At 37.4% G+C, this 23,866-nt stretch carries 24 protein-coding genes and 5 pseudogenes; 4 read left to right on the top strand and 25 right to left on the bottom strand.

Annotated features, from left to right (window positions below):
- The 20 genes and pseudogenes from DQN23_RS04280 to DQN23_RS04195 all read right to left on the bottom strand — a co-directional run.
- Complete coding sequence (locus tag DQN23_RS04280) at positions 1-4,371, bottom strand: Eco57I restriction-modification methylase domain-containing protein (protein ID WP_111712791.1); 4,371 nt, start codon at positions 4,369-4,371, stop codon at positions 1-3.
- A 4-nt stretch (positions 4,372-4,375) separates the two neighbouring features.
- Positions 4,376-5,053 carry a DNA methyltransferase family protein gene (locus DQN23_RS04275; RefSeq protein WP_111712790.1) on the bottom strand — a complete coding sequence of 226 codons (678 nt, stop codon included), beginning with the start codon at positions 5,051-5,053 and terminating at the stop codon, positions 4,376-4,378.
- 119 nt (positions 5,054-5,172) lie between these two features.
- Complete coding sequence (locus tag DQN23_RS04270; protein ID WP_111712789.1) at positions 5,173-5,367, bottom strand: hypothetical protein; 195 nt, start codon at positions 5,365-5,367, stop codon at positions 5,173-5,175.
- 20 nt (positions 5,368-5,387) lie between these two features.
- Positions 5,388-5,747 (bottom strand): hypothetical protein, encoded by a 360-nt coding sequence (locus DQN23_RS04265; protein WP_111712788.1) that lies wholly within the window; start codon positions 5,745-5,747, stop codon positions 5,388-5,390.
- A 1-nt stretch (position 5,748) separates the two neighbouring features.
- Positions 5,749-7,164, bottom strand: a complete 1,416-nt coding sequence (locus DQN23_RS04260; protein ID WP_111712787.1) for a Y-family DNA polymerase — start codon at positions 7,162-7,164, stop codon at positions 5,749-5,751.
- The gene (locus DQN23_RS04255) at positions 7,165-7,368 is read right to left on the bottom strand and encodes a hypothetical protein (protein ID WP_058833021.1); all 204 of its coding nucleotides are present in this window, start codon (positions 7,366-7,368) and stop codon (positions 7,165-7,167) included.
- Position 7,369: 1 nt separating this feature from the next.
- Entirely contained in the window at positions 7,370-8,056 is a 687-nt protein-coding gene (locus tag DQN23_RS04250; RefSeq protein ID WP_111712786.1) for a LexA family transcriptional regulator, read from the bottom strand.
- 99 nt (positions 8,057-8,155) lie between these two features.
- Positions 8,156-8,596: a TipC family immunity protein gene (locus tag DQN23_RS04245; RefSeq protein WP_233422907.1), complete on the bottom strand. Its 441-nt coding sequence runs from the start codon at positions 8,594-8,596 to the stop codon at positions 8,156-8,158.
- 183 nt (positions 8,597-8,779) lie between these two features.
- On the bottom strand, positions 8,780-9,010 hold the full coding sequence (locus DQN23_RS09570) for a hypothetical protein (protein ID WP_310437760.1): 231 nt from the start codon (positions 9,008-9,010) through the stop codon (positions 8,780-8,782).
- Complete coding sequence (locus DQN23_RS09565) at positions 9,007-9,810, bottom strand: hypothetical protein (RefSeq protein WP_325051270.1); 804 nt, start codon at positions 9,808-9,810, stop codon at positions 9,007-9,009. Before DQN23_RS09565 ends, DQN23_RS09570 begins: the two co-directional genes overlap by 4 nt.
- Positions 9,811-9,939: 129 nt before the next feature.
- Positions 9,940-10,137 (bottom strand): hypothetical protein, encoded by a 198-nt coding sequence (locus tag DQN23_RS09560; protein WP_325051269.1) that lies wholly within the window; start codon positions 10,135-10,137, stop codon positions 9,940-9,942.
- A 279-nt stretch (positions 10,138-10,416) separates the two neighbouring features.
- Positions 10,417-11,742 carry an MATE family efflux transporter gene (locus DQN23_RS04235; protein WP_111712785.1) on the bottom strand — a complete coding sequence of 442 codons (1,326 nt, stop codon included), beginning with the start codon at positions 11,740-11,742 and terminating at the stop codon, positions 10,417-10,419.
- Positions 11,743-11,890: 148 nt separating this feature from the next.
- On the bottom strand, positions 11,891-12,328 hold the full coding sequence (locus DQN23_RS04230) for a CPBP family intramembrane glutamic endopeptidase (RefSeq protein WP_058833027.1): 438 nt from the start codon (positions 12,326-12,328) through the stop codon (positions 11,891-11,893).
- Positions 12,328-12,552 carry a hypothetical protein gene (locus DQN23_RS04225; RefSeq protein ID WP_058813900.1) on the bottom strand — a complete coding sequence of 75 codons (225 nt, stop codon included), beginning with the start codon at positions 12,550-12,552 and terminating at the stop codon, positions 12,328-12,330. Before DQN23_RS04225 ends, DQN23_RS04230 begins: the two co-directional genes overlap by 1 nt.
- Before the next feature lie 229 nt (positions 12,553-12,781).
- The gene (locus tag DQN23_RS09260; protein ID WP_222846647.1) at positions 12,782-13,168 is read right to left on the bottom strand and encodes an NUDIX domain-containing protein; all 387 of its coding nucleotides are present in this window, start codon (positions 13,166-13,168) and stop codon (positions 12,782-12,784) included.
- Between the two features lie 563 nt (positions 13,169-13,731).
- The gene (guaA, locus tag DQN23_RS04215; RefSeq protein ID WP_020916698.1) at positions 13,732-15,294 is read right to left on the bottom strand and encodes a glutamine-hydrolyzing GMP synthase; all 1,563 of its coding nucleotides are present in this window, start codon (positions 15,292-15,294) and stop codon (positions 13,732-13,734) included.
- Between the two features lie 216 nt (positions 15,295-15,510).
- Positions 15,511-15,978 (bottom strand): annotated as a pseudogene (locus DQN23_RS04210) (N-acetyltransferase family protein).
- 15 nt (positions 15,979-15,993) lie between these two features.
- The gene (locus tag DQN23_RS04205; protein ID WP_020916696.1) at positions 15,994-16,644 is read right to left on the bottom strand and encodes an HD domain-containing protein; all 651 of its coding nucleotides are present in this window, start codon (positions 16,642-16,644) and stop codon (positions 15,994-15,996) included.
- A 63-nt stretch (positions 16,645-16,707) separates the two neighbouring features.
- A complete protein-coding gene (locus DQN23_RS04200; protein WP_020916695.1) occupies positions 16,708-17,007 on the bottom strand; it encodes a rhodanese-like domain-containing protein in 300 nt (99 codons plus the stop codon).
- Positions 17,000-17,422, bottom strand: a pseudogene (locus tag DQN23_RS04195) (rhodanese-like domain-containing protein); the annotation flags it as partial. The gene DQN23_RS04200 and the pseudogene DQN23_RS04195, both read right to left, overlap by 8 nt.
- Here DQN23_RS04195 and DQN23_RS09255 point away from each other — a divergent pair.
- A pseudogene (locus DQN23_RS09255) lies at positions 17,416-17,550 on the top strand (metal-sensitive transcriptional regulator); the annotation flags it as partial. The pseudogenes DQN23_RS04195 and DQN23_RS09255 sit on opposite strands and share 7 nt — an antisense overlap.
- A 131-nt stretch (positions 17,551-17,681) precedes the next feature.
- The gene (locus DQN23_RS04190; protein WP_058813898.1) at positions 17,682-18,464 is read left to right on the top strand and encodes a protein-ADP-ribose hydrolase; all 783 of its coding nucleotides are present in this window, start codon (positions 17,682-17,684) and stop codon (positions 18,462-18,464) included.
- Between the two features lie 45 nt (positions 18,465-18,509).
- Here DQN23_RS04190 and DQN23_RS04185 read toward each other — a convergent pair whose 3' ends face one another.
- The 3 genes from DQN23_RS04185 to DQN23_RS09665 all read right to left on the bottom strand — a co-directional run bounded on the left by DQN23_RS04185 (position 18,510) and on the right by DQN23_RS09665 (position 20,503).
- Positions 18,510-19,874, bottom strand: a complete 1,365-nt coding sequence (locus DQN23_RS04185; protein WP_020916692.1) for an MATE family efflux transporter — start codon at positions 19,872-19,874, stop codon at positions 18,510-18,512.
- 261 nt (positions 19,875-20,135) lie between these two features.
- Positions 20,136-20,297, bottom strand: a complete 162-nt coding sequence (locus DQN23_RS09670; protein WP_348634462.1) for a hypothetical protein — start codon at positions 20,295-20,297, stop codon at positions 20,136-20,138.
- Positions 20,294-20,503 carry a hypothetical protein gene (locus DQN23_RS09665; protein ID WP_348634461.1) on the bottom strand — a complete coding sequence of 70 codons (210 nt, stop codon included), beginning with the start codon at positions 20,501-20,503 and terminating at the stop codon, positions 20,294-20,296. The genes DQN23_RS09670 and DQN23_RS09665 overlap by 4 nt, the downstream gene beginning before the upstream one ends.
- A gap of 173 nt (positions 20,504-20,676) precedes the next feature.
- On the opposite strand from DQN23_RS09665, the gene DQN23_RS04175 reads away from it, so the two are divergent.
- Together DQN23_RS04175 and DQN23_RS09660 are read left to right on the top strand one after the other, a co-directional pair.
- Positions 20,677-20,976 (top strand): DUF898 family protein, encoded by a 300-nt coding sequence (locus DQN23_RS04175; protein ID WP_058813897.1) that lies wholly within the window; start codon positions 20,677-20,679, stop codon positions 20,974-20,976.
- Between the two features lie 617 nt (positions 20,977-21,593).
- Positions 21,594-21,794 (top strand): annotated as a pseudogene (locus DQN23_RS09660) (FxLYD domain-containing protein); the annotation flags it as partial.
- Between the two features lie 50 nt (positions 21,795-21,844).
- Here the strand turns inward: DQN23_RS09660 and DQN23_RS04170 are convergent.
- Together DQN23_RS04170 and DQN23_RS09655 are read right to left on the bottom strand one after the other, a co-directional pair.
- Positions 21,845-22,834, bottom strand: coding sequence for a lipoate--protein ligase (locus DQN23_RS04170; RefSeq protein ID WP_020916688.1), 990 nt, complete (start codon positions 22,832-22,834; stop codon positions 21,845-21,847).
- 70 nt (positions 22,835-22,904) lie between these two features.
- Positions 22,905-23,847 (bottom strand): annotated as a pseudogene (locus DQN23_RS09655) (aminotransferase-like domain-containing protein); the annotation flags it as partial.
- Positions 23,848-23,866 lie beyond the last annotated feature (19 nt).

Genomic DNA, 23,866 nt, shown 5'->3' with positions numbered 1-23,866 from the left:
CTACTTCATCTCTTTCACTTTACTTTCGATAAATTGGATTTCTTCTTCTGAAAGTCCATATTTTTTGTATAGTTGCTGGTCAATCTCAGCTATTGATTTTGTCCAGTCAATATCAGAGGTTGACGTAAAGTTTTGCATTGGTACATTTTTCCAAACTTCTTTTGTTGCATTATCTTGAGTAATTTTCATAGTTCCAAGCATAGTTCTTGCAAATTTGGTTTTTATATATTTTAAAAGATTTTCTGCCTCTTCTTTATTGTCAAAAGCACCAAAAGAAATAAACGTTTGGGTATACCCGATTAGGGGTTCCCCGATTAGGGGTGTAGAGAGCACTTCGCCTATGGCGCCGCTTCCATTAGATTTAGGTATCAAAATTTTATACTTATTCAAGTTTGGATGTTGTTCAACATACTTGCTTTTTATCCATTTATAAACACGAGCGTTATTTTGGCGACCATATATTCTGATATAATTTCCATTTAAAGGACTATCCAAAAATATCTCTGGTAATTTGTCAAAAATATTTGAACCGACTGATTTTTCTTCACTAGTTTTCACCCTTCCCTTTAAACTAGGATTTTCCTCATAAAGTAAACTAGTAAGTTTATAACTACTACGTCCAAAATGAATCCTTGCTAATGATTCGAAATTAGATAAAGTAACTTTATGTAAAATAGAGTTTAGTTCTTCAAAGCTAGTGAAAGTTTCAATAGCACCAAAATCAGATTTTTCATCACGATACGTTACAGCAATTCCCCCTTTTATATCGGTATTAGGGAACACCTTAGATGAATCCTGTTCATAATACAAAACTTTTAAATGCTTATCTTCAAGCATTTGTTTATTCCATGCTTTCGGTGTTTGACCTGCATTAAATAAGAAACGTGCTGGAGTAATCAATACTGCTTTATCCGCAACTGAATACGATAAATCCATAAATTTATGGTAAATCGGTTCATCACGTGCCACCACTCCGATTCCTTCATTCTGATACGGAGGGTTTCCGATTACGACGTCAAATTTCACTTGGTTGAATGCCTCCTCTACTTTTTGTTTACCTTCTTCGATATCGTTTTTAAGGGTATCTGTAAGGTCTTCGATGTATTTTACGTTAGTTTTATAATCACGATATCCTGTCAATGTGCGTTCGGTAATTGTTTTTGCCATTGGTGTTTTTGCAACAGCATAAACATTATTAGCTAAGATATCTTGATAGACTTTATCTGCTTCAAAATGACTATCATCGTTTGCCACGACTTTTTGATAATAAAGACTAATAGCTGCATGGAGCGGATAGAGTCCTGTTTTTGAATTAATATCTAAGATTTTAGTTTCTGGATGATAAATCTCACTTGTGATATCTTTTTCTACCCAATGAAGGTTAGAAGTAGCTCCGTTGGTTGTTGATGTAAAGTCATCATCGTAGAAATTAAGACCACCAACACTTTTTGCTGTCTGCATATTGACCACGCGCCACGGTGTCAAAACTGTTTCTTTATCTGGATTTTTAAATGACCCAAATAGCTCTGCAACCCTTTCAGCACGTTCGATAAAGTCTAGTGAGTCAAAGGATTTGGCGCGCTGACGAATGATACGCCCTGCCTCGATAAAGACTTCAGCATCGTAGTACTTAGTGATTTCACTAAACATTCCTTTAGTGAAGCCTTTTGGCATAAATTCTTTCCAAGATTCATCATCGACTTTATTGATAAAGTCTTTAATGGTGATATCTTTATCAAAATCAACTTTCATTCCGTAAATCATCATTGGAATACGGATTGATACCCCACGAAGAATAGAAATAAGTTTTTTTCGGTCTTTCTTAGCTTCTTTGATTTTTTCAATAGCAGCTTTTTCTTCTTCGGTACGCTTGCGAGCCGGCTTTTTCTGACCTTGTTCACCAGTTTTATACTCTTCATCAGTCAAGCCGTTTTCATTGACAGTCACCTTGTTTGATGCCTTTGTTTTTTGTGTCTTACCAACAATAGCGTTTAGTTTATTAAACATGCTAGCATCTTCGGCTGTTAATGTAAGTAATCTATCGTTATAAAGGCTATCATCTTCAAAACCTGAACGTACCGCTTTTTCAGCATAAACCCTCTTAAGCTGCGTTAGCATATTGTCTACATTATAAGTCTTCATTCCAGTCTCTGAACTACCAAGAATTGGCAAAAAGTTCAAAAGACTTGTCATGGCTTGTTTTTGTCCTTCAGTATTTTTCTTACCAACTCCTGTATTGATTTGGGCACTTTCTGTCATAACAGTCAAAGCACGATCTGGAGCAAAGTCAAAGATATAACAGCGTTCTTTTTTACCTAGTTTTTCATGTGAGTAAGGTGTTTGTGCACGGAAGGCTGCTTGCAGATAGTTCATAGCACTATTAGTATTAGACAAGAACATAACAGCTGTCCATTGAGGGACGTTAACACCTGTTGTTAATTTACGAACAGTTAGTGTAATAGTTTTAGTTGCTGTTGGATCGTCTGTAATAGCATTTCTAACTTTTTCGATATCAGCTTCATTTGTCACGCCGTTATCTGTATAACTTCCGCGAACGACATTTACAATTTTATATTCTTTACCAAAGATAGGGTGCTCATTCAATAAATCTTCAAAAGCATTAGCTTCCTTAACACCTGGCATAATCCAGAGGGTATGACGAAGTTCATTACGATATTCAGGAGTTGAAAATGGATAGTTTGTTTTGCTATCTTTATTTGTAATGTTATCTAGAAAAGCATTGACTTCTTTTTTATAGACGAGCTGCTCATTTTCATCTGTTCTGAAGAACTCTCTAAAGTTAAAGGATTTGCTTTCATCCATAAACTTCGCTTTATTCTTCATTTCAAAAGTATACATGAGCACTTTTGGCAAAGAATCATATGGATTAGGTTCATCAGGATGTTCATACTTCCATTTTGTCTTGGCCTGTTGTTCCATGGTATAGTCCCATGTATACACTTGATCTTCATCAAATTGATCTAGAAGATTAAACGGAGTACCAGAAAGCTCTAGAACTTTAGTATTTTCCTTAATAAGCTGTTTAAGGACAATGTCGCTAAGTTCTGTTTGCGTACCTTCATGTGCTTCATCAATAATGATTAAATCCCAATCAACATCAGCAAAGTCTTTTAAGTTTGTTTCACCATTGTTATAACGCAATAATTGAATCGAAGCAAAATAGATAAAAGGTTTATCGCCTTTTTTCAATGAAGTAATATGGGCACCTTTGTTAACCGAACCATACTCATAGCCTGTTTCATCCATTTTTAACTTACGATAGTCTTCAAACCAAGAATCTGACACAACAGGGCGGTGAGTCATGATAAGAACTTTTTGAAATTTCTCTTCTTTGATTAATTGTAAAGAAGTCATTGTTTTACCAAAACGCATTTTGGCATTCCAAAGCATTTTGTCTTTTTTCTTAAAGACTTTTTGAGTTTTAGCAACGGCTTCTTTTTGCTCAGGGCGAAGTTCAATTCTTGTTTCAGCTTGTGGTGTTTCTTCGATAATATTTTGAAGATATTCACGTCCTTCTTTAACTGCCTTAATAGCTTGTTTAGCTGTTTCTAAGTCTGTTTCAAACCACTCATTTCCTTCAAGGTATTTAGAATGATTAATACCAGAACGAGTTAAAACTTTATGGACATCTTTATCGTGGAACCAAGTTTTGGTTGATTTCTTGTAAGCAAGCTCTACCCAACCAAGTGTATAAGGAAGACCAGAAGTTGTCATATACTGCTTAATACGCTTTGGAGCCGCTTCTCGTAAAAAATCACTATTTGGTGACCAGTCTGCCTCTAAGTCATCTTCTGAAATAGAACCTTCGCCAATTTTATGGCTACCATCGTAAGCATTAAACAAACCATTTTCATTTTTGACAGTTTGGATATAAATGAATTTACGAGTAGCAGTACTATACATTTCTAGAGCGCGTGGTTCTAAGAATTGACCAATAGCTTCTCGCTTAATATCAGGGTCAATATAAGTTAATGTCATCCATGCTAGAATATCAAAAACTTCTTTCAATGCTTTTAAAGCATTCTCTTTTGTAGCATCTTCAGGATTGAGTTGATGTGAAGAATTATTTCCTTTTCCTTTAATATCATAGAAATAATCTACAATCCTTTTATATTCAATTTTTCTTTTAATTTCTCTTAAGACATCATTAAAGGTTGCACGTTCTGGAATCTCACAGTATTGTCTATCTGCAATTATGCGAGCTGCATTTTCAGCTACTTTTCTAACCTTGGTCAAAGTACCCTCATAATCACCTTGAACATAGTTGTTTTCTGCCATGTTTATAGTGCTGAATAGCTCTGCTGTATCTAAATCTATTGTTAAAAAGTCAAAACTTGACTCAACATTCATAAAACTAATCTCCTAACTTATAAACTTTTTGAATGTTTATTTCTTTAATCTCTTCTTTAGGTTCATCATCTTCATCATCAAAATCAAATAAACTTAGCTGACCTTCAACGACACTAGTATCGTGTTCAACCTCTTCGCCAAACAGTTCTGCAAATACAAAAGGAATTTTTTTCACCGTACTCGGATGCCCCTTTACAACCTGCCATTCATTAAACATTAGTGGTTCACCTGTCACCGGGTGTTCTTTCGTAAGAGTATTACCTCTAATAATATTTTTATGAATCAAATAGTGAGCAGATTGGTAGATGTCACTTTTGCTACTAAGTCTCTCTCCAAAATGCTTTTCATACCAGTCAAGATAATATAAAAACATCCTTGAGCGAGCAACTTCTAGATTATCCTCTAAAAATTCTATACCGTAAATCGAAGATAAGGCAATTAGTGATTTGGTTTTCCAATTCCTTTCATCATATTGGTCGGCAACTGCTTGTAATTTTCTCTCAAGAATAGCAAGCAAAAAATTCCCGTCACCAGCTGCAGGCTCTAAAAAAGTTGTTGAAACATTTTCACAAGCTTCTTTCACCCCTGGAGTGTCTAACATTTTTTGCACCATCCAAGAAGGTGTGAAGACTTCACCATGTTTTTGAACTCTATGTTTTGATTTAATTAGCTTCTCTTCCAAAGTTTCCTCCTGAAAACGTTTCGTTGCTTTCTATTATATCACTTATATATCACTTAAAATAAAAAAATCTTAACCATCCAAATAAAAAACTTACCTAGCTCTTTATAAAACTAGGTAAGTTATTCTTGGTTAGTCTTCACATTCTTCATCCTCTTCCTCTTCCACCCCACTAACTGTCGCTGGCGTTTGTTAGCTTGGTCTGCGATATATTTCATAACGGTTTTAAATTCTTTTGCGGTGCCATTGTTAGATAACTCTGAAAAGCTTTCGTTATATTTATCAACTATTCTTTTTACTTCTTCCTTTGTGGTCATTGTAGTCTCCTTATCTCTCCTCACACTCCCTCGACTTCGACGCCGATTGCTAGGATGTCCTTGGTTTTGATGAGGTGGTAGTGGGATTTCATTTTGATGGTGATTTCTTGTGGGGTGATTTCGGTGATTTTGCCTCTGAGTTGTTGGCTGTGGTCTTTGTCTTTTGCGGTTGTAAAAACACCAGTGAGGTGGCTGGTGTAGAGTTGGCTTAGGAGAAGAGCTTTTTGGTCTTTAGTAAGGTTGGTGTGTAGGGGTTCTTTGGTTTTGTCAGCTTTTAGTGAGCTGGTGTGTTCTGATAAGAAAAAGCCCATCCATTTTTCCATGCCTCTGTCGTAGTGCTCACGCGCCGCTTGAAATGGTAAATAACTGCGGTCAATCATCTTAACTTAATCCATCCAATCCTCCTGCTGAATGCCCTCCGACCAATTTGCTGCGCTCTAAACTGCGTGAGGCTTCCTGCAGAGCATTAGCTTTTTGAATAGTCGTAAAGCCAAACTGATCACGAATAGCATCAATAGCTGATTGGAGCCTTTCTTCTTTTTCTATTTTTTCAATGTCATCAAATAAAGAAAACGTACTGTACGATTCATCGACTAAGCCTGAATAAGATACCGCGATATGTCTAACTGCACCCGAATCATATTTTTTGCGCAGCAGAGTTAAAACGTGCTCAGTCAGTTGCTTGGTGTTATTGCTAGGCTCGATTTTCATTTGCGCCTGAATACGGTGCTTTTTCTCTTGCTTTGAAAAGCCGACATAAATCGACACATTTGTCGCCTTCTTGTGAGCTCTTCTCAGGCGAATAGCAACCTGCTCTGCCATTTCCCTAAAAACTAACTCGATATCGGCTTTCTTGCGATAATCGCGTGGCAAAACCTGAGAATTGCCAATGCTCTTAGATTTAGGCTTGTAGGGTTGGTGAACGTTGCTTTCATCAATGCCGTTAGCATGAAAGAAGAGGTCAACCCCCACGATACCAAGCTCTTTCTTGAGAATATCAGGATTGAAATTAGCGAGTTTTTTGATGGTAAAAATGCCAAGCTTATTAAGACGTTTTTCCATACGGCTGCCAATCCCCCAGAAGTCAGTCATCTTAGGAATCGCCCAAACCTTAGTCTCAACATCCTCGTAAGACCAATTGGCACGCATGTTCTGATTGTGCTTGGCTTCGTTATCAAGAGCAAGCTTTGCAAGCAATGGATTAGCATTTGACATGCCAACCGTTGAGTAGATGCCTGTCTTTTGCCAAATTTCTCGCTGAATCATAGCAGAAACCTTATCCAGCTTTTCTTTCTTACCTAGGGTCTTATCTGGGATAAAATAGTTCAGCGATGAGGTCAAATCAATAAAACCTTCGTCAATCGAGTAAGGCAAGATGTCTTCGATGCTGCCATAGTTTTGAAAGATATGCTGAATTTCTAGATTTTTCTCAATGTAGCGGTCCATTCGTGGTGGCACAATCCAAGTCGCCTTTGCCCAATTTTCGATGTAAGCGACATATTCAGGCGTCGTAGGCAAACCTTGACGTTTGGCATTGTAATAAGAAAACTTGTGCGTGTGAACATCAAACGGCAAATCATAAGCTCGGCTGACATTTGACGTTCCAAAAACTTTCTTAAATGTCGGTGAAGACGCTAAAATCAAGCCACTGGCATTTTCAGCTCGGCTCATAACGCAAAGCGAAGTTTTCAAAGGATGCAAGCCACGGTCCACGCACTCCACACTAGCATAAAAGGACTTCATATCCACAAAGGCGATATCAGAACGCGGCTCTCGTGAATAATCAAAATAGCCCATCTAAGTCTCCATAGTGATTAAAATCGAATCATTAACCAAGAAAGCATAAGGTGAGAGTTCGCTCTCTTTATCCTCTGGTAAATAAACCCTAGTAAAACGCTGATGCATGACAGAATCTGCAAAATCATCCATATCAAAAATTTCGACCTTGCTATCTGGTGCTAAATCATATGAATCCAAATCTAAAATATCTTTTAAATGCATCTTATCCTCCTATGATTGGCATGAAGTTGCCGACAATTTTTCCAACAATACGTGGATTTTCATCATATGGCGCAAACTTATCATCGTAATCTTTATTGATTGACACTAAGCGCAGCCCATTTTCCTCACGATAGACCTTTTTGATGTAAGTCTGTGAGTTCCAAACGACTGCATAAACCGCACCGTCGTAGTCAAAACCAGTCTCACGAATGAGAGCCACAGAGCCATTGTGATAAGTAGGCTCCATAGAATCCCCATCAATCCACGACGCAAAATCATGCGCCAAGTCTTTATCAAAATAAACCGTGTCGTAATCCATGTCGTCATAGATATTAGCTCCGACACCAGCTGACAAACGCTCGTAAACCTTATAAGCAAAGCGCGGCTCTTGAACGATTGAGACGACTTTGCTTCGCTCCTCGAGTAAATCTTGAACATAAGTCAAAGCTTTTTCTTGATTCTGGTCAGTTAATTGCTTGTACAAAGTGGCAATTTCAAGCTCACTAAAATAACCATGTGGCACCTGCAAAAGTTCTTCTAACTTAGCCAAATTAGCCTTCGTGGGCTGAGTTGTTCCCTTCTCCCATGTGAAATAAGACTGCTTAGAAATGCCAAGCTCCTTTGCCAACTCGGTCTGCTTCAAACCAAGCTCCAAACGACGATTTTTTAACTTTTCAGGATAATACATTACACTTACCTCTTTTATCTCTAAACTCTCACAGATTTTTAGTCAGTTATATAACTGACTTTATTATATTAAAAAAGTGGACAAGTGTCCACTCAAAAATTACCAATTCTCCCACTCAGTCTTGACAGTCACATCACCATAATCTTTAGATGAAAACTTACTATCATAGATAGAACACCAATCTTTTAACACTTTCTGGTTTACGATTTCATTGTAATGTTTAGCTAAATCAGATGCCGTTATACCATATTTTGTGAGATAAGTTTTGACTTTAGATTGGCCTTCAATGTATTTATCTGCGTTAGCTAGATTAAGCCGAAGCGTTTTATCTAATATTTTCTCTCTTTTTGAATAATAAACATTAAAGACAACGGTTACCTTTGAATTGATGCGCTTTTCAAAAGTCATACGAATTCCTTTATTCTTTTGATACAAATCAAAAGACAGATGTAAATTTGGATTATAATCATTAAGATAATAATTTGGATAACTAATAATCGGCTCAAACTTATTAGTTTCATTCATGTCTTTGTCAAAGATTTTATAGTTTTTAATATCAATATCCTTTATTTTATAGAAATTATTCTCCCTAAATAGTTTTTTTCATTTCTAAATACATTCCATCAAAATATTTTTGGGTTGACTAAAATGATGAAGCCAAATGCTAGTGCTATAACTAGCAATACCCGAATACCGATTAGTTTTTTAATCATAAATTCTTCTTTATTTGCCTGTCGCGGACTCTATGCGATTCAAAAAAATTGAAACGTCTTTATAACTTTCAGAAATATATTTTCTTGTACCGTCTTCACCAAACGCCTTTTGTGCTTCCTTTGGAACTAAACTGTCATAAATTGTTTTTTTCACTTCATCCCAATCCTTATTTTTGACGAATTCTTTTTCACGAGTAGTGCTGTCTTTGTTAACATCACGATAATAAGAAGCACTGGTCACCGTTTCATAAGTTTTTTATAATTTTCTTTTGCATTATTATAAGAACTAGTTCCTTTAACAGAATCCTCATTATACATTTCTTTTATAGTTTTACCGCCATTTGCCAGAGCATGCTGCAATCTAAGGTTATAATTTAATTGTTTAGCTTCTTGGTCGCTAAGTCCTAAATCTTGATAAATGCTAAGCAATGGTTTAACAACTCTAGCTTTTTTATCTGTGATGGGGCTACTGGGAACTTCGATGTAGAAGTACGGTGTTAAATAACCAGCTGTTTCATCCCACTGAAAACCATCATAATTAGCTGTGCCGACTACCCTTAAAAAGATATAGTCCCTCGTATTTTGAGGAAAGATGGAAAATTTCTTATCAATTCCTTTCTTAATAGTCAATAATTGCTTGGCTGTTGTTACATCAAAGCCGTATTCAGCCATCATGGTATTAACAAAAGTGCAGTCAGATTGACTAAGATTTAAATCTTTTGTTGCTGAGTAGGCTAACAAATAATTCGCCCAACCTAAATCGCTTGGAATAGTAAAAGCACCTGATGAAGCACCCCAACATGTTTTTGTCTGTGAGATACCTATCGTTAACTGGGCATCAATATCATTGAGTTCATCAAATAAGTGGACAGGATCCGTACTATAAGCCCATAAACGAGCCAACATTGTCTCATAAACATGTTTTGTCATATGGTACCCACGCAGTAATTCTGTGTTATTGATTTCAAGTTGATACTTAAGCTCTGAAGGCATGCTAGAACGTGCCAGTGATTTTGCATAATCATTAAACTTGGCAATCATCTCTTCTTCTTTGCGAATATACCCTTGAAGCTGTTCCTCGCTCCAACTCTTCGTATCTACTTTTTCTTCATAGCCAGTTGGAAAATCGGCACTAGCTTTTTTTAAAGTTTCCGCGTACAGTTGTGCACCTTAAGCCAGCGGCAACAAAACTAGCTGATAATAATTTCTGGCAGAATCATAAGCTTTTCCTTGCAAATTTTCAGTATCTTCTGCAAAGATTTGGATAGCTCGTTGCAAAGCTTGATATCCCTGAACTTGAGCTTGACAAACACTACTAATACTTGCAGACTGGGCTTGTGCTTGCTCCAAAGTCATATTAAGTCCCATTTTCGCAGTCTCCTTATACCCTTTACTTTTCCTGACGTCTCTGAACTCGAATAGCTTCAATTTTCATTTCAAGATGATTTTCCTCACGTTTTAAATCATCTCTATAATGCATGAAATTATCTACTTGCAGTTTCTAACTTCATACAAATACTCCTTTTATCATCCTAAACACTGCTAAAAGAAAGCGGTATCAGAGAAGCCTTTTTGAACAAAAGTTCTCAGTTAAAGTTGTAAAATAACCATTTTTTTGACAAGTTGTCAATTAAAGCAAAAATAAGCTTATTTAATAGTGTTCATCCATTTTCTGCTACGGAACATAAAAACCGAAACGATCAATCTAAAGAGTTCTTCTTGTGACAAAATGAAGTAAACCCAGACAATCGGAAGTTTAAGAACCAATCCTGTAAATAGCCCCAAAGGTACTCCGATGCACCACGTTCCTAAAATATCGATAATCATGATGTACTTGGTTCTCCCACCACTTCGAATAACACCACCACCCAAAATCATATTTTGAACTTTAACCGGTGCTAAAATCGCAAAAATCAACAAGAGTTGTGACCCGACTTGTCTAACATCAGCACCAACATTATATAGGTCAATGTAGAGATTTTCACCCAGAACCAAGAAGATTGATAAGATGAGTGACCCTACAAAACCATAAAAGCACAAACGTTTCGAATCCTGATAAGCTCGCTCGTAATCACGCTCACCGAGCCTACGTCCAATTAAAATCCCCGCAGCTTGTGACAACCCAAACAAAGCCCCAATAAAGAGCCCTTGAATAGGACTAGTTAGAGACATCCCCGCAAGCTCACTCGTTCCCATGTGCCCATAAATGTAGGTATTGACATTTTGCCCCAAAGTCCAAAGCAGCTCATTAACCACAATAGGTGTTAGCATGATGAGGTACTGACTAATCTCTGAAGCCTTCATCCGCAAATCAAAGCTAAATTGACAAGTTCTATGGTAAAAATAAACCATCAAAGCCAGATTCACTACTTGAGACATTAAACTAGCTAGTGCAGCCCCCTTGATTCCCATGGCAGGAAAGCCAAAATGCCCAAAAATCAAGAGATAGTTTAAGCAGGTATTGACCACCGCAGCGACTGCACTGATGTAGAGCGGATACTTAGCGTAATTTCGACAACGCAGTTGAACCGCTAAAAGCGTTGCGACCCCAGATAAAGGATAGACCCAAGCTAAGAGCTCAATATAGGGCTTAGCCGTCCCCACAACTTCGGTATCCTTAGTGAAGATTCCTGCCAGCACATCAGGCAAGATTAAACACAAGCCCATGGTAAATAGAGCCAAGCACAGCATAACTAAGAGATTGACTGACATGCTGGTATTAATCTTTTTCTGATCATTTTTTCCCATATACTGAGAAACCATGATACCTGTTACTGTCGCAATTGCTCCGCTAACAAAGGCAAAGACAAATTGTGGCTTTCCGCCAACTTCCACCGCTGCAATGGCAGTCTTTCCAAGCTGCCCAACCATTAATTGGTCTATCATTGAAAAAGATGACTGTAGCATGGCTTGCAAAGCTACAGGGATTGCAATCGTCATTGCTTCTCTCAAAAAATGTTCTCTTTTTGCCATAATTTTTCTCCATCATTATTACTAAGTGCATTATATCGCAAACGTTTGCATATCACTAGTGGTCTATCTGCACAATCTTTTTGGTCATTTAAACCTAAAAAAGCACCCCAGCCAAATTCAGCTAAGGATGCCTATTGTAAGGTTTCAGTTAAGATAACCAATGAATCAAGGTAGCTATCACATCGCTGCCATTGCCGATAAGATTGCCAATAAAATGCACCGTCATGACAACGTAAATATTTCTAGTTCTGATATAAGATAAGCTCAACGGCAGCACCCAAATCATGGTCAAGAAAATTACCCAAAAGGAAAGCGAATGCTCCAAAGCATAGAGTAGCATACTAAAAAAGGTCGTGAGGATAATTGCCTTCTTGCTATCAAACAGAATCATGTTCTTGCGGTAAAACGTTTCTTTTATTACAGCTGGCAAAAGAATAGTCGAAATAGCAAATACGGTTAAAGTCAGCCAGCTATCTCTTCTAAGTCCGATACTCCCAGTATCAAAATTGGGAAAAATCCTTCTAACAATATGGTTAAAGAAAAGGTAAGCATGAATCCTAACAGCGTCAGTAAAACCTGAATCCATTACTTTCTTCCACTTTTAAAACTCCTAAACCATTCTTTTAAGTTAAGGTCTTTGGAGATGAGAAAACAAACCAAGAGCAAAAAGTAAAATAAAGCATTGGTGTAGATAAGATAGCTTGATGGGACAATTAAACATGACAAGGCAAAGACCGCTTCAACCATAATAGGAATAGCATTTGAAGCAATATAATCTCTAAAACTAGCCTTTTTCTGTTCGCTCATCATATCCTGAAACCTCCTTTTTAGATGTGAATTTAATTTAGTATTAAAATACTAAAACATCTTTCTTCACCCAAATTGTACACCAATACTAGCTAAGCTTAAAGTTTTAAACTTAAAAAAGCTACCGAATACTAGCACGCACATCACTAGATTTGATAGCTTTTTATTATGGAGTTATTGCTTGTTTAAATTCGTTTAGTATTGAAATACTAACATACTTTTTGATGACTGATTAAGCTTCTACAGGAGCGCCATCTTCATCTTCCAAGTCACCAGTTTTTGCATCGTAAGAGTGTTTGTGACCTTCAGCGTCTGTAGCAAATCCGCCTTTAGTTTGAACACCATTTTCATCAAAATGCAATTCTTGAACGTTGATTTCTTGGTCACCAGTTACGACTCGACCATTTTCGTCAAAGTAATACCAAACGATACTATCCTTATCGACATCTGTGTGACAGAGATAATTGACATAATAGGTCTGATGTTTCTGATGCAACACGCGCCCCACTTCGATAAAATCATCTATCAAAATTCCTGTCTCTTCACGCAATTCACGTTTGACACACTCTAAGGGATTTTCGCCTTGCAAAGCTGAACCACCAGCAGTCGCTTCCCACATCCCACCAAGATTTTTTTGAATTTCTTTGTGTCAACAAATAAGTCCCGTCTTGATGCCTCACGATAACTTCACTCACCAAATGATAAACACCTTTTGGAATCTTTTCCCCACGAACCAAAACTCGACCAGCAATAACATTCAAATGCGCATCTTAAGCATCCCAAAGTTCCATTTCAAACCTCCTTTATTCCAAACAAATACCGTTAATAAGCTTTGATGTTATACCACTTGATTTGATAAATTCAACAAAAAACCACCTAGAAGATTTTCCTCTAAGTGGTTATATCGTTTAAACTCCCAGCAGTTCGTGGCTAACTAATCATATTGTGGCTTTCGCTCCTTGCTCTGAGACAGCTATCGCAGGGTTAATTACTAAAGATTTTTATTGCGACTTCGTCGCTAAAAATCTAGTACTACTCCCACTCAGCGATTCATGTTAACCTTGACTCACTTCAATCGCAAAGTTAACTTTCACATGCAGAGGGGTTGACATCAACTCTGATGACGCTTCGCTTATCAATCGTTGTGTCAAACATAAAAAAATTAGCCATTTGGCTAATTTTTTATTCCCACTCAACTGTTGCAGGTGGTTTACTTGTAATATCGTAGACGATGCGGTTAACGTGATCAACTTCATTTACGATACGAACAGAGATTTTTTGAAGAACATCCCATGGGATACGTGCAAAGTCTGCTGTCATACCGTCGATTGATGTGATTGCACGGATTGCGATTGTGTAATCATAAGTACGTCCGTCACCCATAACACCAACTGAGCGCACACCTGTGTTAACTGTGAAGTATTGCCAGATATCACGATCAAGACCAGCTTTAGCAATTTCTTCACGAAGGATAGCATCAGATTCTCGAACTGTTTCAAGACGTTCTGCTGTGATTTCCCCCATCACACGGATAGCAAGTCCTGGTCCTGGGAATGGTTGACGCCAAACGATTTCGTCAGGCATATCAAGAGCTGTACCAAGCGCACGAACTTCGTCTTTGAAAAGTGTGTTAAGTGGTTCAATCAATTCAAATTGCATGTCTTCTGGAAGACCACCAACGTTGTGGTGTGATTTGATTGTTTGAGCTGTATCTGTACCAGATTCGATAACGTCTGTGTAAAGAGTACCTTGTGCTAAGAAGTCAACACCTTTAAGTTTACTTGCTTCGTCGTCAAATACACTGACAAATTCATTACCGATGATTTTACGTTTTTTCTCTGGGTCATCAACGCCAGCAAGAAGGTCTAAGAAACGTTTTGAAGCATCAACACGAATGATGTTCAATCCGAATTTACCACCAAGCATGTTCATAACTTGGTCACCTTCTCCTTTACGAAGAAGACCGTGATCAACGAAGATACATGTCAATTGGTCACCGATAGCACGTTGAAGAAGGACACCTACTACTGATGAGTCAACACCACCTGAAAGTCCCAAAAGAACTTTACGGTCACCAACTTTTTGACGGATTTCATTGATTTGCAAGTCAATGAAGTTATCCATTGACCAATCGCCTTTAGCACCACAGATTCCGAAAGCAAAGTTACGTAAAATATCATTACCATATACTGAGTGACGAACTTCTGGGTGGAATTGAATACCATAAATGTTTTTCTCAGTATTTTCAATGGCTGCGTAAGGGCAATCAGCAGAATCGCCAACAAGGTGGAAACCTGCTGGAATTTCGGTAACTGCATCACCGTGGCTCATTAAAACGGTTTGTTCATCTGGTGTGTCAGCAAAAAGTTCTGATTTAGCTTTTAGATGAAGTGTTGATTGACCGTATTCGCTGTGACCAGTTTGTCCGGCTGGAACAACTTTACCACCAAGTTTATCAGTCAACAATTGCATACCATAGCAGATACCAAGAATTGGAATACCCAATTCAAAAATTTCTTCATCAATACCAAAGGCATTGTCAGCATAAACTGAATTTGGACCACCTGAAAGTACGATACCAATTGGGTTAATTGCGCGAACTTCATCAGCTGTGATTTTGTGGCTTCGTAGTTCAGAGAAGACACCAAATTCACGGATACGACGAGCAATCAATTGGTTGTACTGGCTACCATAGTCAAGAACAATGATTTTTTGAACATCGTTCAAAGTAGATTTGTCAGTCATTATTACCCTTTCTATTAACGTCAGCCCTTTGGCTAACAGTATTCACTTTAATTGTAGCATAAATTTATACATTTGGCAGTAGATTTTAGGTATCTTATTAAAATTAGAAATTTAACAACTATTCCCATAATTATATAATTAACTAAAACGTTTTCTACGTTTGATTTTGGGAAATTTAGTTACTAAAAAGCCACGATTGCTCGTGACTTCTATTTTTTAATCAATCATCTGTTCCATGCGTGTTTCTTGTGGTGTCATGCCTTGGCGTTCATAGAAGCGCACAGCAGATTTATTAGCACTCCAGACATTCAACGTTAAGTTGTAACAACCAATCTCTTTGGCATACTGCAAAGCAAACTGATATAACTGCTCACCGATTTTTTACCCACGCGCAGCTTCATCCACACACAAGTCATCAATAAAAAGTGTCTTTTGCGGTACTTTTGGCGCTGACGAATGCTCGATAATGGTAAACATATGTCCAAGAACTTCTCCCTCTTCGTCTTCATAGACAAAAATCGGACGATTATCATCAGCAATCAGCTCAGCTAATTGGGCTTCCGTGTATTTAACGCCCTTTTCTTGGAACAAATCAGGTCTAACCTTGTGATGAACCAAAAGAACTTGCTCTAGTAAATCAATCAGTTTTGATATATCACTTTCTTTTGCTCGTCTAATCGTCATATCAGTCTCTCCTTCTTACAACTTGCCATCCCATTCTGCGTAGAATTCTTTTAGAAATTCTTCCAAAACCGCGTGGCGGTGCTCTGCCATTTTTCTAGCGTGGCTTGTGTTCATCAAATCTTTGAGTTTAAGCAGTTTCTCGTAAAAATGCAGGATTGCGGTGTCCTTACCATTACGATACTCCTCAGCAGTCAAATGTTCACGGGCAGTCATGTTGGGGTCATGAACCGGACGCCCCTTGCTACCTGAATAAGCCATGCATCTGGCAATACCAATTGCACCAATAGCATCCAAACGGTCAGCATCTTGCACAATTTTTCCTTCTAAAGTTACTGGAACACTGCTACCATCTCCCTTAAAAGACATGGTATTGATGATTTGAATGATGTGGTCAACGTCTGTTTGAGAGAGTCGTTGGTCAATAAGCCAAGCCTTTAAATCAGCTAAAGCTTGCTTAGGATCATCATTTAACTTCTCATCAGCCATGTCATGCACCAAAGTTGTCAACTGGCAGATAAAACTATCTGCTCCTTCTTTTTCAGCCAATTCACGCGCAGTATTTCTCACACGAACCACATGCCACCAGTCATGGCCACTAGCTTCTGCGTGTAATTTATCATAAACAAGCTTTTCAGCCTTTTGTAAAATATCATTTTTATCAATCATAAGATGATTATATCATAAAAGCAGGACAAATTTGCCCTGCAAAAAAATAGAAAGATGTTTAAATTAGTATTCTAATACTCCTGGCCACGCTGATGTGCCACCATCAACATTTACCACTTTATAGCCTTGGCCATCTAGAAAAAAGCAGGCTTGTTCTGAACGGGCACCACTTTGGCAAATGATATGATATGTTTTATCTTTATCAAGTGCTTGGTAGCCTGATCCAAATTCACTTAAAGGAGGGTTAACCACTGTTGGAACATGTCCCAGGGCAAACTCCATTCTCTCACTAACATCGATAATGTTTAATGGCTGTTCCTTTAAAGCCTCTTGTAGTTGACTAGCTAAAATGTATTTAATCACGTTTAATCTCCTCTGGTTTTACAGTACTATAAAGGTGGTAAGCCCCATCAAGATTCTTCACTTTAAAGCCGTTTTGTTTCAAAATGCGTTCTCCAATGTAAGAACGAAGACCACTGTGACAACTGATGATATATTCTTTGCTAGAATCTAATTCAGATAGACGCTCACGTAATTCGTCAAGTGGTATGTTAATACTATTTTCAAAATGTCCATTAAGCACTTCTGCTTTTGTACGCACATCAAGTAAGAGTTTACCTTTGGCTAATTCGTTAGCCAAATCATACCATTGAATATTTTCACTAACACCTTCAATGATATTAAGCGCAGCATATCCTGCTATATTAACTGGGTCTTTTGCTGCTCCAAATGGTGGTGCATAAGTAAATTCCAATTCTGGGAGATCTGCCAAGGTCAAGTATTAATCGTACTATTGGTATTGTCATCGGCAATAAAATCAATCAAGTCATCGAAGAACCAGTAGCTGACCCTAAGCAGCAAGAAGAGAAACTTGCTAAAGCTATTGATTTGATTATTAAAAAGTAGAGATTGACTGAAAAAGCAATCTCTACTTTTTTAATTTTAACTTTCAAACTTCTTTTTCTTGATGCGAATTCCTTAAAAAGGTGATATACTAACATTTGAGAAAGCGATTTTAAAATTAGTAAGGAGTCCATATGACTAAGAAAGAAATGGTAAACTTCCTATTAGATTACCTTATTATGGAGAATACGCAATTTAAAGCCATCAATGTTCCAGATGACTCACCTGGACAAGAAACTCTCTTGCGTGCTCTTCTTAATGTCAGACCGCCAATGGCTGTCTCAACGCGTTTTTTAATCATGCAAAATGATTACCTTCAACTAAAAAAAGCTGAACGGGTGGTCGTTTTTTTAAATCACTTACAACCACTTGCGACTGACGACCGCTTGTATGTCTGGAAGGGTGATATTTCACGACTTCAAGTCGATGCTATCGTCAATACGGCTAATCGCCAAATGCTAGGTTGCTTCCAACCGCTTCACGAATGCACTGACAATACTATTCATACTTATGCCGGTGTTCAACTACGTCTGGAATGCTATAATCTTATGAAAGACCAAGGGCACGATGAACCAGAAGGTAGTGCAAAAATCACTCCTGGTTACAACCTTCCAGCCAAATTTATTCTTCACACCGTTGGCCCTGCTATCAATGAGCACTTAACAGAGTCTGACGCTGATTTGCTTACTCAAAGCTACCTTTCTTGCTTAACCCTAGCAGAAAAAAATAAACTGGAATCTGTTGCCCTATCATCCCTAGCAACTAATCACGACAAACGCTTTATCAACGAAGATGCTGCTAGAATCGCTGTAAACACTGTTAAAGCATTTCTAGATCAAAGTCAGTATGTCAAAAAAATCATTTTCAACGTTGACCAAGATGACGAAGCAGCTATTTATCACGAATTGTTGCATTAAACAAACCAAAAGGAATTGGATAATCCAGTTCCTTTTTTAGTTTTATCATACTAATTTGTAATTTTTCCAAGTGCCTTTGCGGTAGCGGATTTCATAAATGATACCTTTAACAATCCAGTCTAAGAACATAGCTACCCAAGTTCCGAGCATTCCCATACCAAAATTGACCGATAAAAAGTAGGCGCATACCACGCGAACTAAAAGCATTGAGGCAATACCGATAACCATTGGGAAATTAGCATCTCCCGCACTACGAAAGACAACCGGCAAGACATAACCTGAATTCCAGAAAATACTTACTAAAATTCCATGAGCAAGCACAATAATCCAAACATAATGTGTCGCTTGATCTGACAAATCATAAATCATCATCAAAAAGGGCATTAAGGCAACAACAATAACTGAAAACAAAGTATTTGCAGCATGAATGATTCGGCTAACTTTTCGCTTGTAAAACTCAGCCTGCTCATAGTCACCAGCACCAACACATTTTGAAATGATAACAGCTAAACCAAGGACAATTGAAATACCTGGCAAACCTTGAAACATGATAATCGTTCCACCAACTGAGTTAGCTGCGATGGCTGCTGTTCCAAACAAAGAAACAACAGATAAGACAATCAAGCGTCCAAGGAAAAACATGCCATTTTCAAAACCAAATGGTAGTCCAATACCAAGAACTTTTTTAATCATTTGCCAATCAACTTTTTCTTTCAAGAAGTTTCCTAAAGTCAAATCTGACTTAATATGATGGGCAAACCACAAAATTAAAAACATGGCTCCTACACGAGAAAATAGAATTGGAACAGCCACTCCTTCAACGCCCCAACCGCAACCATAAATCAAGCTGACGCCCATGACAATATTCAAGCCATTCATCACCAGCATGATATTCATCGGCAAGCGTGATTTATTTAAGGTTCTGAAAATCGCTGCGCCCGAATTGTAAAGAGCAATAAACGGTGTTGAGAGTGCGACAATATTAAAATAACGATCGGCTTGCGCGTGAACTTCAGGCGTGATTGCCCCAAACAAGTGACTTAAAATAAAGGGTTTAATCGCAAAAATCAAAAGCGTAATCGCTAAACTAAAGTACGAAGTGAATTTCACCAACTGATTGACTGCTTTATTGGCATTTTTGCTATCGCGATCACCGAGATATTGCCCAGCAACAATCCCACCACCAGTCGCAAAAGCCGCAAAAATACTGATAAAGAGTGCCATCAAGAATTCAACCAAGGATACACCTGAAACCGCTGCTTCACCCACCCTTGAAACCATGATGGAAGCAATTAACCCGACCAAAAATTCCAAGCCCTGCTCGATAATTAATGGAATAAATAATTTAGCTAAATCACGATTACTGAAAAAGTAATCCTTTTTCATAGCCCTATCCGAAAAACTGTCCATTCTTTCCTCCTATTCCGATAACTACTAATAATATTACACCTTGGAGTCTGCTCAAAGTCAAGAACTTTTTTAATTTTTCTGGAATTTTAATGATAAAAACAACCAAACTAAAGTGTTTAGTTGCTTTGTGTTATTTTTTAGGTATCATTTTCTTAGCTTTGGCTGAATAATCTGTTACCACGACTTTTATCACAGCTACTGACATGGTCATTTTCTCGGTGAATTCAAATCTTTTTCCAGTCTGATGTTGCATTAATTGATCTAAAGCGTGTGCTTTTCATCATATTTATCCAAGAGCTCTGCTTTTCCACGACCGATAAATGACGTAAAGAAGGCACCGTATTTACATGGAATTTCATGGTTGTAATCAAGTATCACTTCACCTTCAATTTGAATACATACTTTTGGATTTTGAGCAATCAAATCAAGTTTATGTCCTTGCCTTGCTCCATGCATGTAAAAGATAAATTGATTCTTTTCTTCATCGTATTCACAGCCATAATGAAGAGGACCACATAAGGAAACTCTTCATCAAAAAGTCCTAAATGTAAAATCATATTTTTCTCAATGATTGCCTGAATTTCTGCTAAATCAGTCACTTCTCGGTCACAGCGTCTCATCTCTGGCATAAATCTACCACCAATCCTTTTTTAAACATTATAACAAAAATGTAATTTTTTTCTGTAGTTAAATATGATTTTCATTATTTTTTAATCTGTATTGCATAGCTATTTTTAATATGTTAAACTAATATCGTTTTAATCACATTAAAACGTTTAAAATTTCACATATAGGAGTTTTTATGAAACAAGAAAGTTATTTTGATGGTGGTTTGCTAAGTTATGTTGGCCACCGTATCATCGCTAGTCTGATTACTATTTGTACCCTAGGCATTTGTGCGCCTTGGGGGATTTGTATCATGATTAATTGGAAAGTCAAACACACTGTCATTGACGGTCATCGTTTGTACTTTGACGGCACAGCCACGCAACTCTTTGGAAACTGGATTAAATGGCTCATTCTAACAATTATTACAATAGGTATTTATTCATTCTGGCTTAACATCAAGCTAGAACAATGGATTACCACACACATCATTTAGATTAATAAAGAATACACGTGCAAAAACTGAACCACGTAAAACGCTGATAGAAGAATTAAAAGCATGAACAAATGGTTTTTAGGTTTCATTGCCATTATTTATGTAGTTTTAGTTGGATGTTCTAAAAAGACTGATGAAAAAACGTATTATGATGATAAATTTATGTCATCTCTTGCAAAAGGTTTAGAGTCAAGATGAGCTTACATAGATAGCTACGACGATGAATCAAAAGAATTCTACACTACTGCTATCAAATCGGTAAATATAGCAATCTCTCATTCAAAGATAGTAAATTACAAGAAGAAGCTATTGCTTATATCAATTCATTAAAAGAATGTAATAAAGTTGCTCAAGCATTCGGAGTAGATTCATTCTATGAAAAATGGTCTAATGCTTACGATAACAGAACTGAAGTTTTAAATAAAATTAACAAAATCAAAAAGATAAAAACTTCAAAAGCTAATCAAAAGAATTTAGATGAACTCTTAGCTTCTGGTAAAGAAGTTCAAAACAATAATAATGCAAAAGAACAAGTTCTAAATCCAATTAACTCTTTGTCATTTGCTAAAAACGAAGAAGATTCTTTCGAAGAGTATGCATAATATAATGCTACTGTAACTAACAACACAGAATTTACAATTGAAGACTTAAGCATAGTAGCAAAATTAAAAAATGATCAAGGCGTAGTTGTTGATGAAGAATATTTATCTCTTAACAACTGGACACCTAGCGAAACGCATCAAGTTGAATTTGGGACTGATAAAATGTTCTCAACAATTGAATATAACATTGATTATATCGAAATAAAAGATAATTAAAATCATCCAAAACCCCAGCTAGTATTTTCTAGCTGGGGTTATTTCTTTCCTCACTCCGCGATTGCTTTAGCGATTTCTTGTGGGGTGATGTTGGTGAAGTATGGTGTGGTGTCGATTGTTTGAAGTTTGGCTAAAATGTCTTGGTATTCGTAGCGAAGGCCGATGAGTTCTTCTTCAATATCTGAAATGTCTTTGATGCCAAAAAAATCACCGTAAATTTTCAGTCCTGTAATCATAGATTTTTCGACTTTCACATAACTTGTCAGCTTACCTGCTGGGTAGCGGACTGAGCGTTTGATGGTGTAGTCGGGTGATTTGCCGTAAGTCCAGTCCCAAGTGCCAAATTGCTCATCAGCAAGTTTCTTAATCTCAGTTAATTCCTCATCAGAAAGGACGTACTCGGTCATATCTGGATAAGATGCTTTCATTTTGCCTAATAATCTGTCTGAAAACTCTTGAACTGTGATTTTATCTGGTAATTCATCTAAAATATTGGTCACACGCGCACGCACCGATTTAACACCTTTTGACTCGATTTTATCTTTTGAAACTTGCAGGGCATTACCAAGAACGGTCATGTCCACGTCAAAAAGCAGGCACCCATGGTGCATCATGCGTCCTTTGTAATAAGCTTGTGCATTCCCACAGAATTTCTTGCCATTAATCTCAAGGTCATTTCGTCCGGTGAAAGTCGCTGTGACTCCTAAATCAGCTAAAGTTTCAATGACTGGTTGCGAAAACGTCTTGAAATCAAACGCCCCTTCTTCTGCTTTGTTGGAAATAATTGTGTAATTCAGATTGTTAAGGTCGTGATAAACAGCACCACCACCTGACAAACGACGAACGACATGAATCCCATATTTATCAGTGTAAGCCTTATTAATCTCTTCGATTGCATTCTGGTGTTTTCCAATCACAATAGTTGGCTCATTTATCCAAAGAATAAAAAGCTCGTCTTCGTCTCGCAATTCACGAAAAGCATAAGTTTCCAAGGCAATATTGTAAGCGGGATTGTGGGACTTGTTAACGATGTACTTCATCTGAAAGCTCCTTCATTTTCATTAGGTTTAGTATATCAGAATCTCAATCCACCGTCTTTTAATTTGCTCGCTAATTCTCCCAAGCTTTTCTAAACCGTCTGATACAATCTGGAATATCTTCCAAATCAATCTTACTAAATCCAAGAAATAGACTTTCCTGCAAGCAATCGGCTTTTTCTTGCCAAAATTGCATGGTGTCATAAAGCTGAACCCCTTCTTTTTCTGCGCGTTTGATGGCATCACATTGGTTGATTTTATCAAGAAAAGTCACCAAAAAATACTGTCCACTGACGTTTGAAGACAATTTGATAGGCGTATTAAACTGCTCAAATTCTTTTTTAAAGGCATCATAGCACTTTTTGAAAACATGATTCATCTTGCGAACTAAGCGGTCGTAATCACCACTTGATAGGATATTGGCTAGAGCAATCTGATTTAAGAGATTGACCATACTGTTGTAAAACTTGAATTTTTCTAGAAAACTCTCAGTGGACTTGTTCTGGCAAAACCATATAGCCCATACGAAAAAAGGGTGAAAGGATTTTTGAAAAAGTCCCCAGATAAATCACACGATCCAGATAGTCAATTGATTTCAAGGCCAGAATGGGACGTTGATAATAACGGAGCTCACTGTCATAGTCATCCTCAAAAATAAAAGAATTATGCGCCTCAGCAAAACTCAAGAGTTCACGGCGTCTAGAAATCGGCATAATCATGCCAAGCGGAAATTGGTGAGAGGGTGTGGTGTAAATCATTTCAATCTCAGCATTTCTATCTACCTACGTCAATTCTAAGCCCTTGTCATCAATATCAGCAGTTATGATAGGATAGTGATTTTTCCTAAAGATTTTACGCACCTTGGGATAAATCGGGTCTTCCATCAGAACACTTCTTTTCGTATTCCCCAAAAACTGACAAATATAATCCAGCGATTGTTGAAGCCCACTGGTGATAATGATTTGGTCTGGGTGACATTTTACCCCACGAATACGCTCCAGATGACGACTGATTTCATTTTAGACTGAGGCGAAA

The organism is Streptococcus lutetiensis (assembly GCF_900475675.1).
GTDB classification, from domain to species: Bacteria; Bacillota; Bacilli; order Lactobacillales; family Streptococcaceae; genus Streptococcus; species Streptococcus lutetiensis.
The sequence above is the reverse complement of the archived record's forward strand: the minus strand, read 5'-3'. Positions and strand labels throughout refer to the sequence as shown.

Bases quoted from the DNA above. Each gene is read 5' to 3' on its own strand.
- DQN23_RS04280 (WP_111712791.1), bottom strand. From the start codon at position 4,371: ATGAATGTTGAGTCAAGTTTTGACTTTTTAACAATAGATTTAGATACA.
- DQN23_RS04270 (WP_111712789.1), bottom strand. From the start codon at position 5,367: ATGACCACAAAGGAAGAAGTAAAAAGAATAGTTGATAAATATAACGAA.
- DQN23_RS04265 (WP_111712788.1), bottom strand. From the start codon at position 5,747: ATGATTGACCGCAGTTATTTACCATTTCAAGCGGCGCGTGAGCACTAC.
- DQN23_RS04260 (WP_111712787.1), bottom strand. From the start codon at position 7,164: ATGGGCTATTTTGATTATTCACGAGAGCCGCGTTCTGATATCGCCTTT.
- DQN23_RS04255 (WP_058833021.1), bottom strand. From the start codon at position 7,368: ATGCATTTAAAAGATATTTTAGATTTGGATTCATATGATTTAGCACCA.
- DQN23_RS04250 (WP_111712786.1), bottom strand. From the start codon at position 8,056: ATGTATTATCCTGAAAAGTTAAAAAATCGTCGTTTGGAGCTTGGTTTG.
- DQN23_RS09565 (WP_325051270.1), bottom strand. From the start codon at position 9,810: ATGATTGCCAAGTTTAATGATTATGCAAAATCACTGGCACGTTCTAGC.
- DQN23_RS09560 (WP_325051269.1), bottom strand. From the start codon at position 10,137: ATGGGACTTAATATGACTTTGGAGCAAGCACAAGCCCAGTCTGCAAGT.
- DQN23_RS04235 (WP_111712785.1), bottom strand. From the start codon at position 11,742: ATGGCAAAAAGAGAACATTTTTTGAGAGAAGCAATGACGATTGCAATC.
- DQN23_RS04230 (WP_058833027.1), bottom strand. From the start codon at position 12,328: ATGGATTCAGGTTTTACTGACGCTGTTAGGATTCATGCTTACCTTTTC.
- DQN23_RS04225 (WP_058813900.1), bottom strand. From the start codon at position 12,552: ATGATGAGCGAACAGAAAAAGGCTAGTTTTAGAGATTATATTGCTTCA.
- DQN23_RS09260 (WP_222846647.1), bottom strand. From the start codon at position 13,168: ATGTGGGAAGCGACTGCTGGTGGTTCAGCTTTGCAAGGCGAAAATCCC.
- guaA (WP_020916698.1), bottom strand. From the start codon at position 15,294: ATGACTGACAAATCTACTTTGAACGATGTTCAAAAAATCATTGTTCTT.
- DQN23_RS04205 (WP_020916696.1), bottom strand. From the start codon at position 16,644: ATGATTGATAAAAATGATATTTTACAAAAGGCTGAAAAGCTTGTTTAT.
- DQN23_RS04190 (WP_058813898.1), top strand. From the start codon at position 17,682: ATGACTAAGAAAGAAATGGTAAACTTCCTATTAGATTACCTTATTATG.
- DQN23_RS04185 (WP_020916692.1), bottom strand. From the start codon at position 19,874: ATGGACAGTTTTTCGGATAGGGCTATGAAAAAGGATTACTTTTTCAGT.
- DQN23_RS09665 (WP_348634461.1), bottom strand. From the start codon at position 20,503: ATGCCAGAGATGAGACGCTGTGACCGAGAAGTGACTGATTTAGCAGAA.
- DQN23_RS04175 (WP_058813897.1), top strand. From the start codon at position 20,677: ATGAAACAAGAAAGTTATTTTGATGGTGGTTTGCTAAGTTATGTTGGC.
- DQN23_RS04170 (WP_020916688.1), bottom strand. From the start codon at position 22,834: ATGAAGTACATCGTTAACAAGTCCCACAATCCCGCTTACAATATTGCC.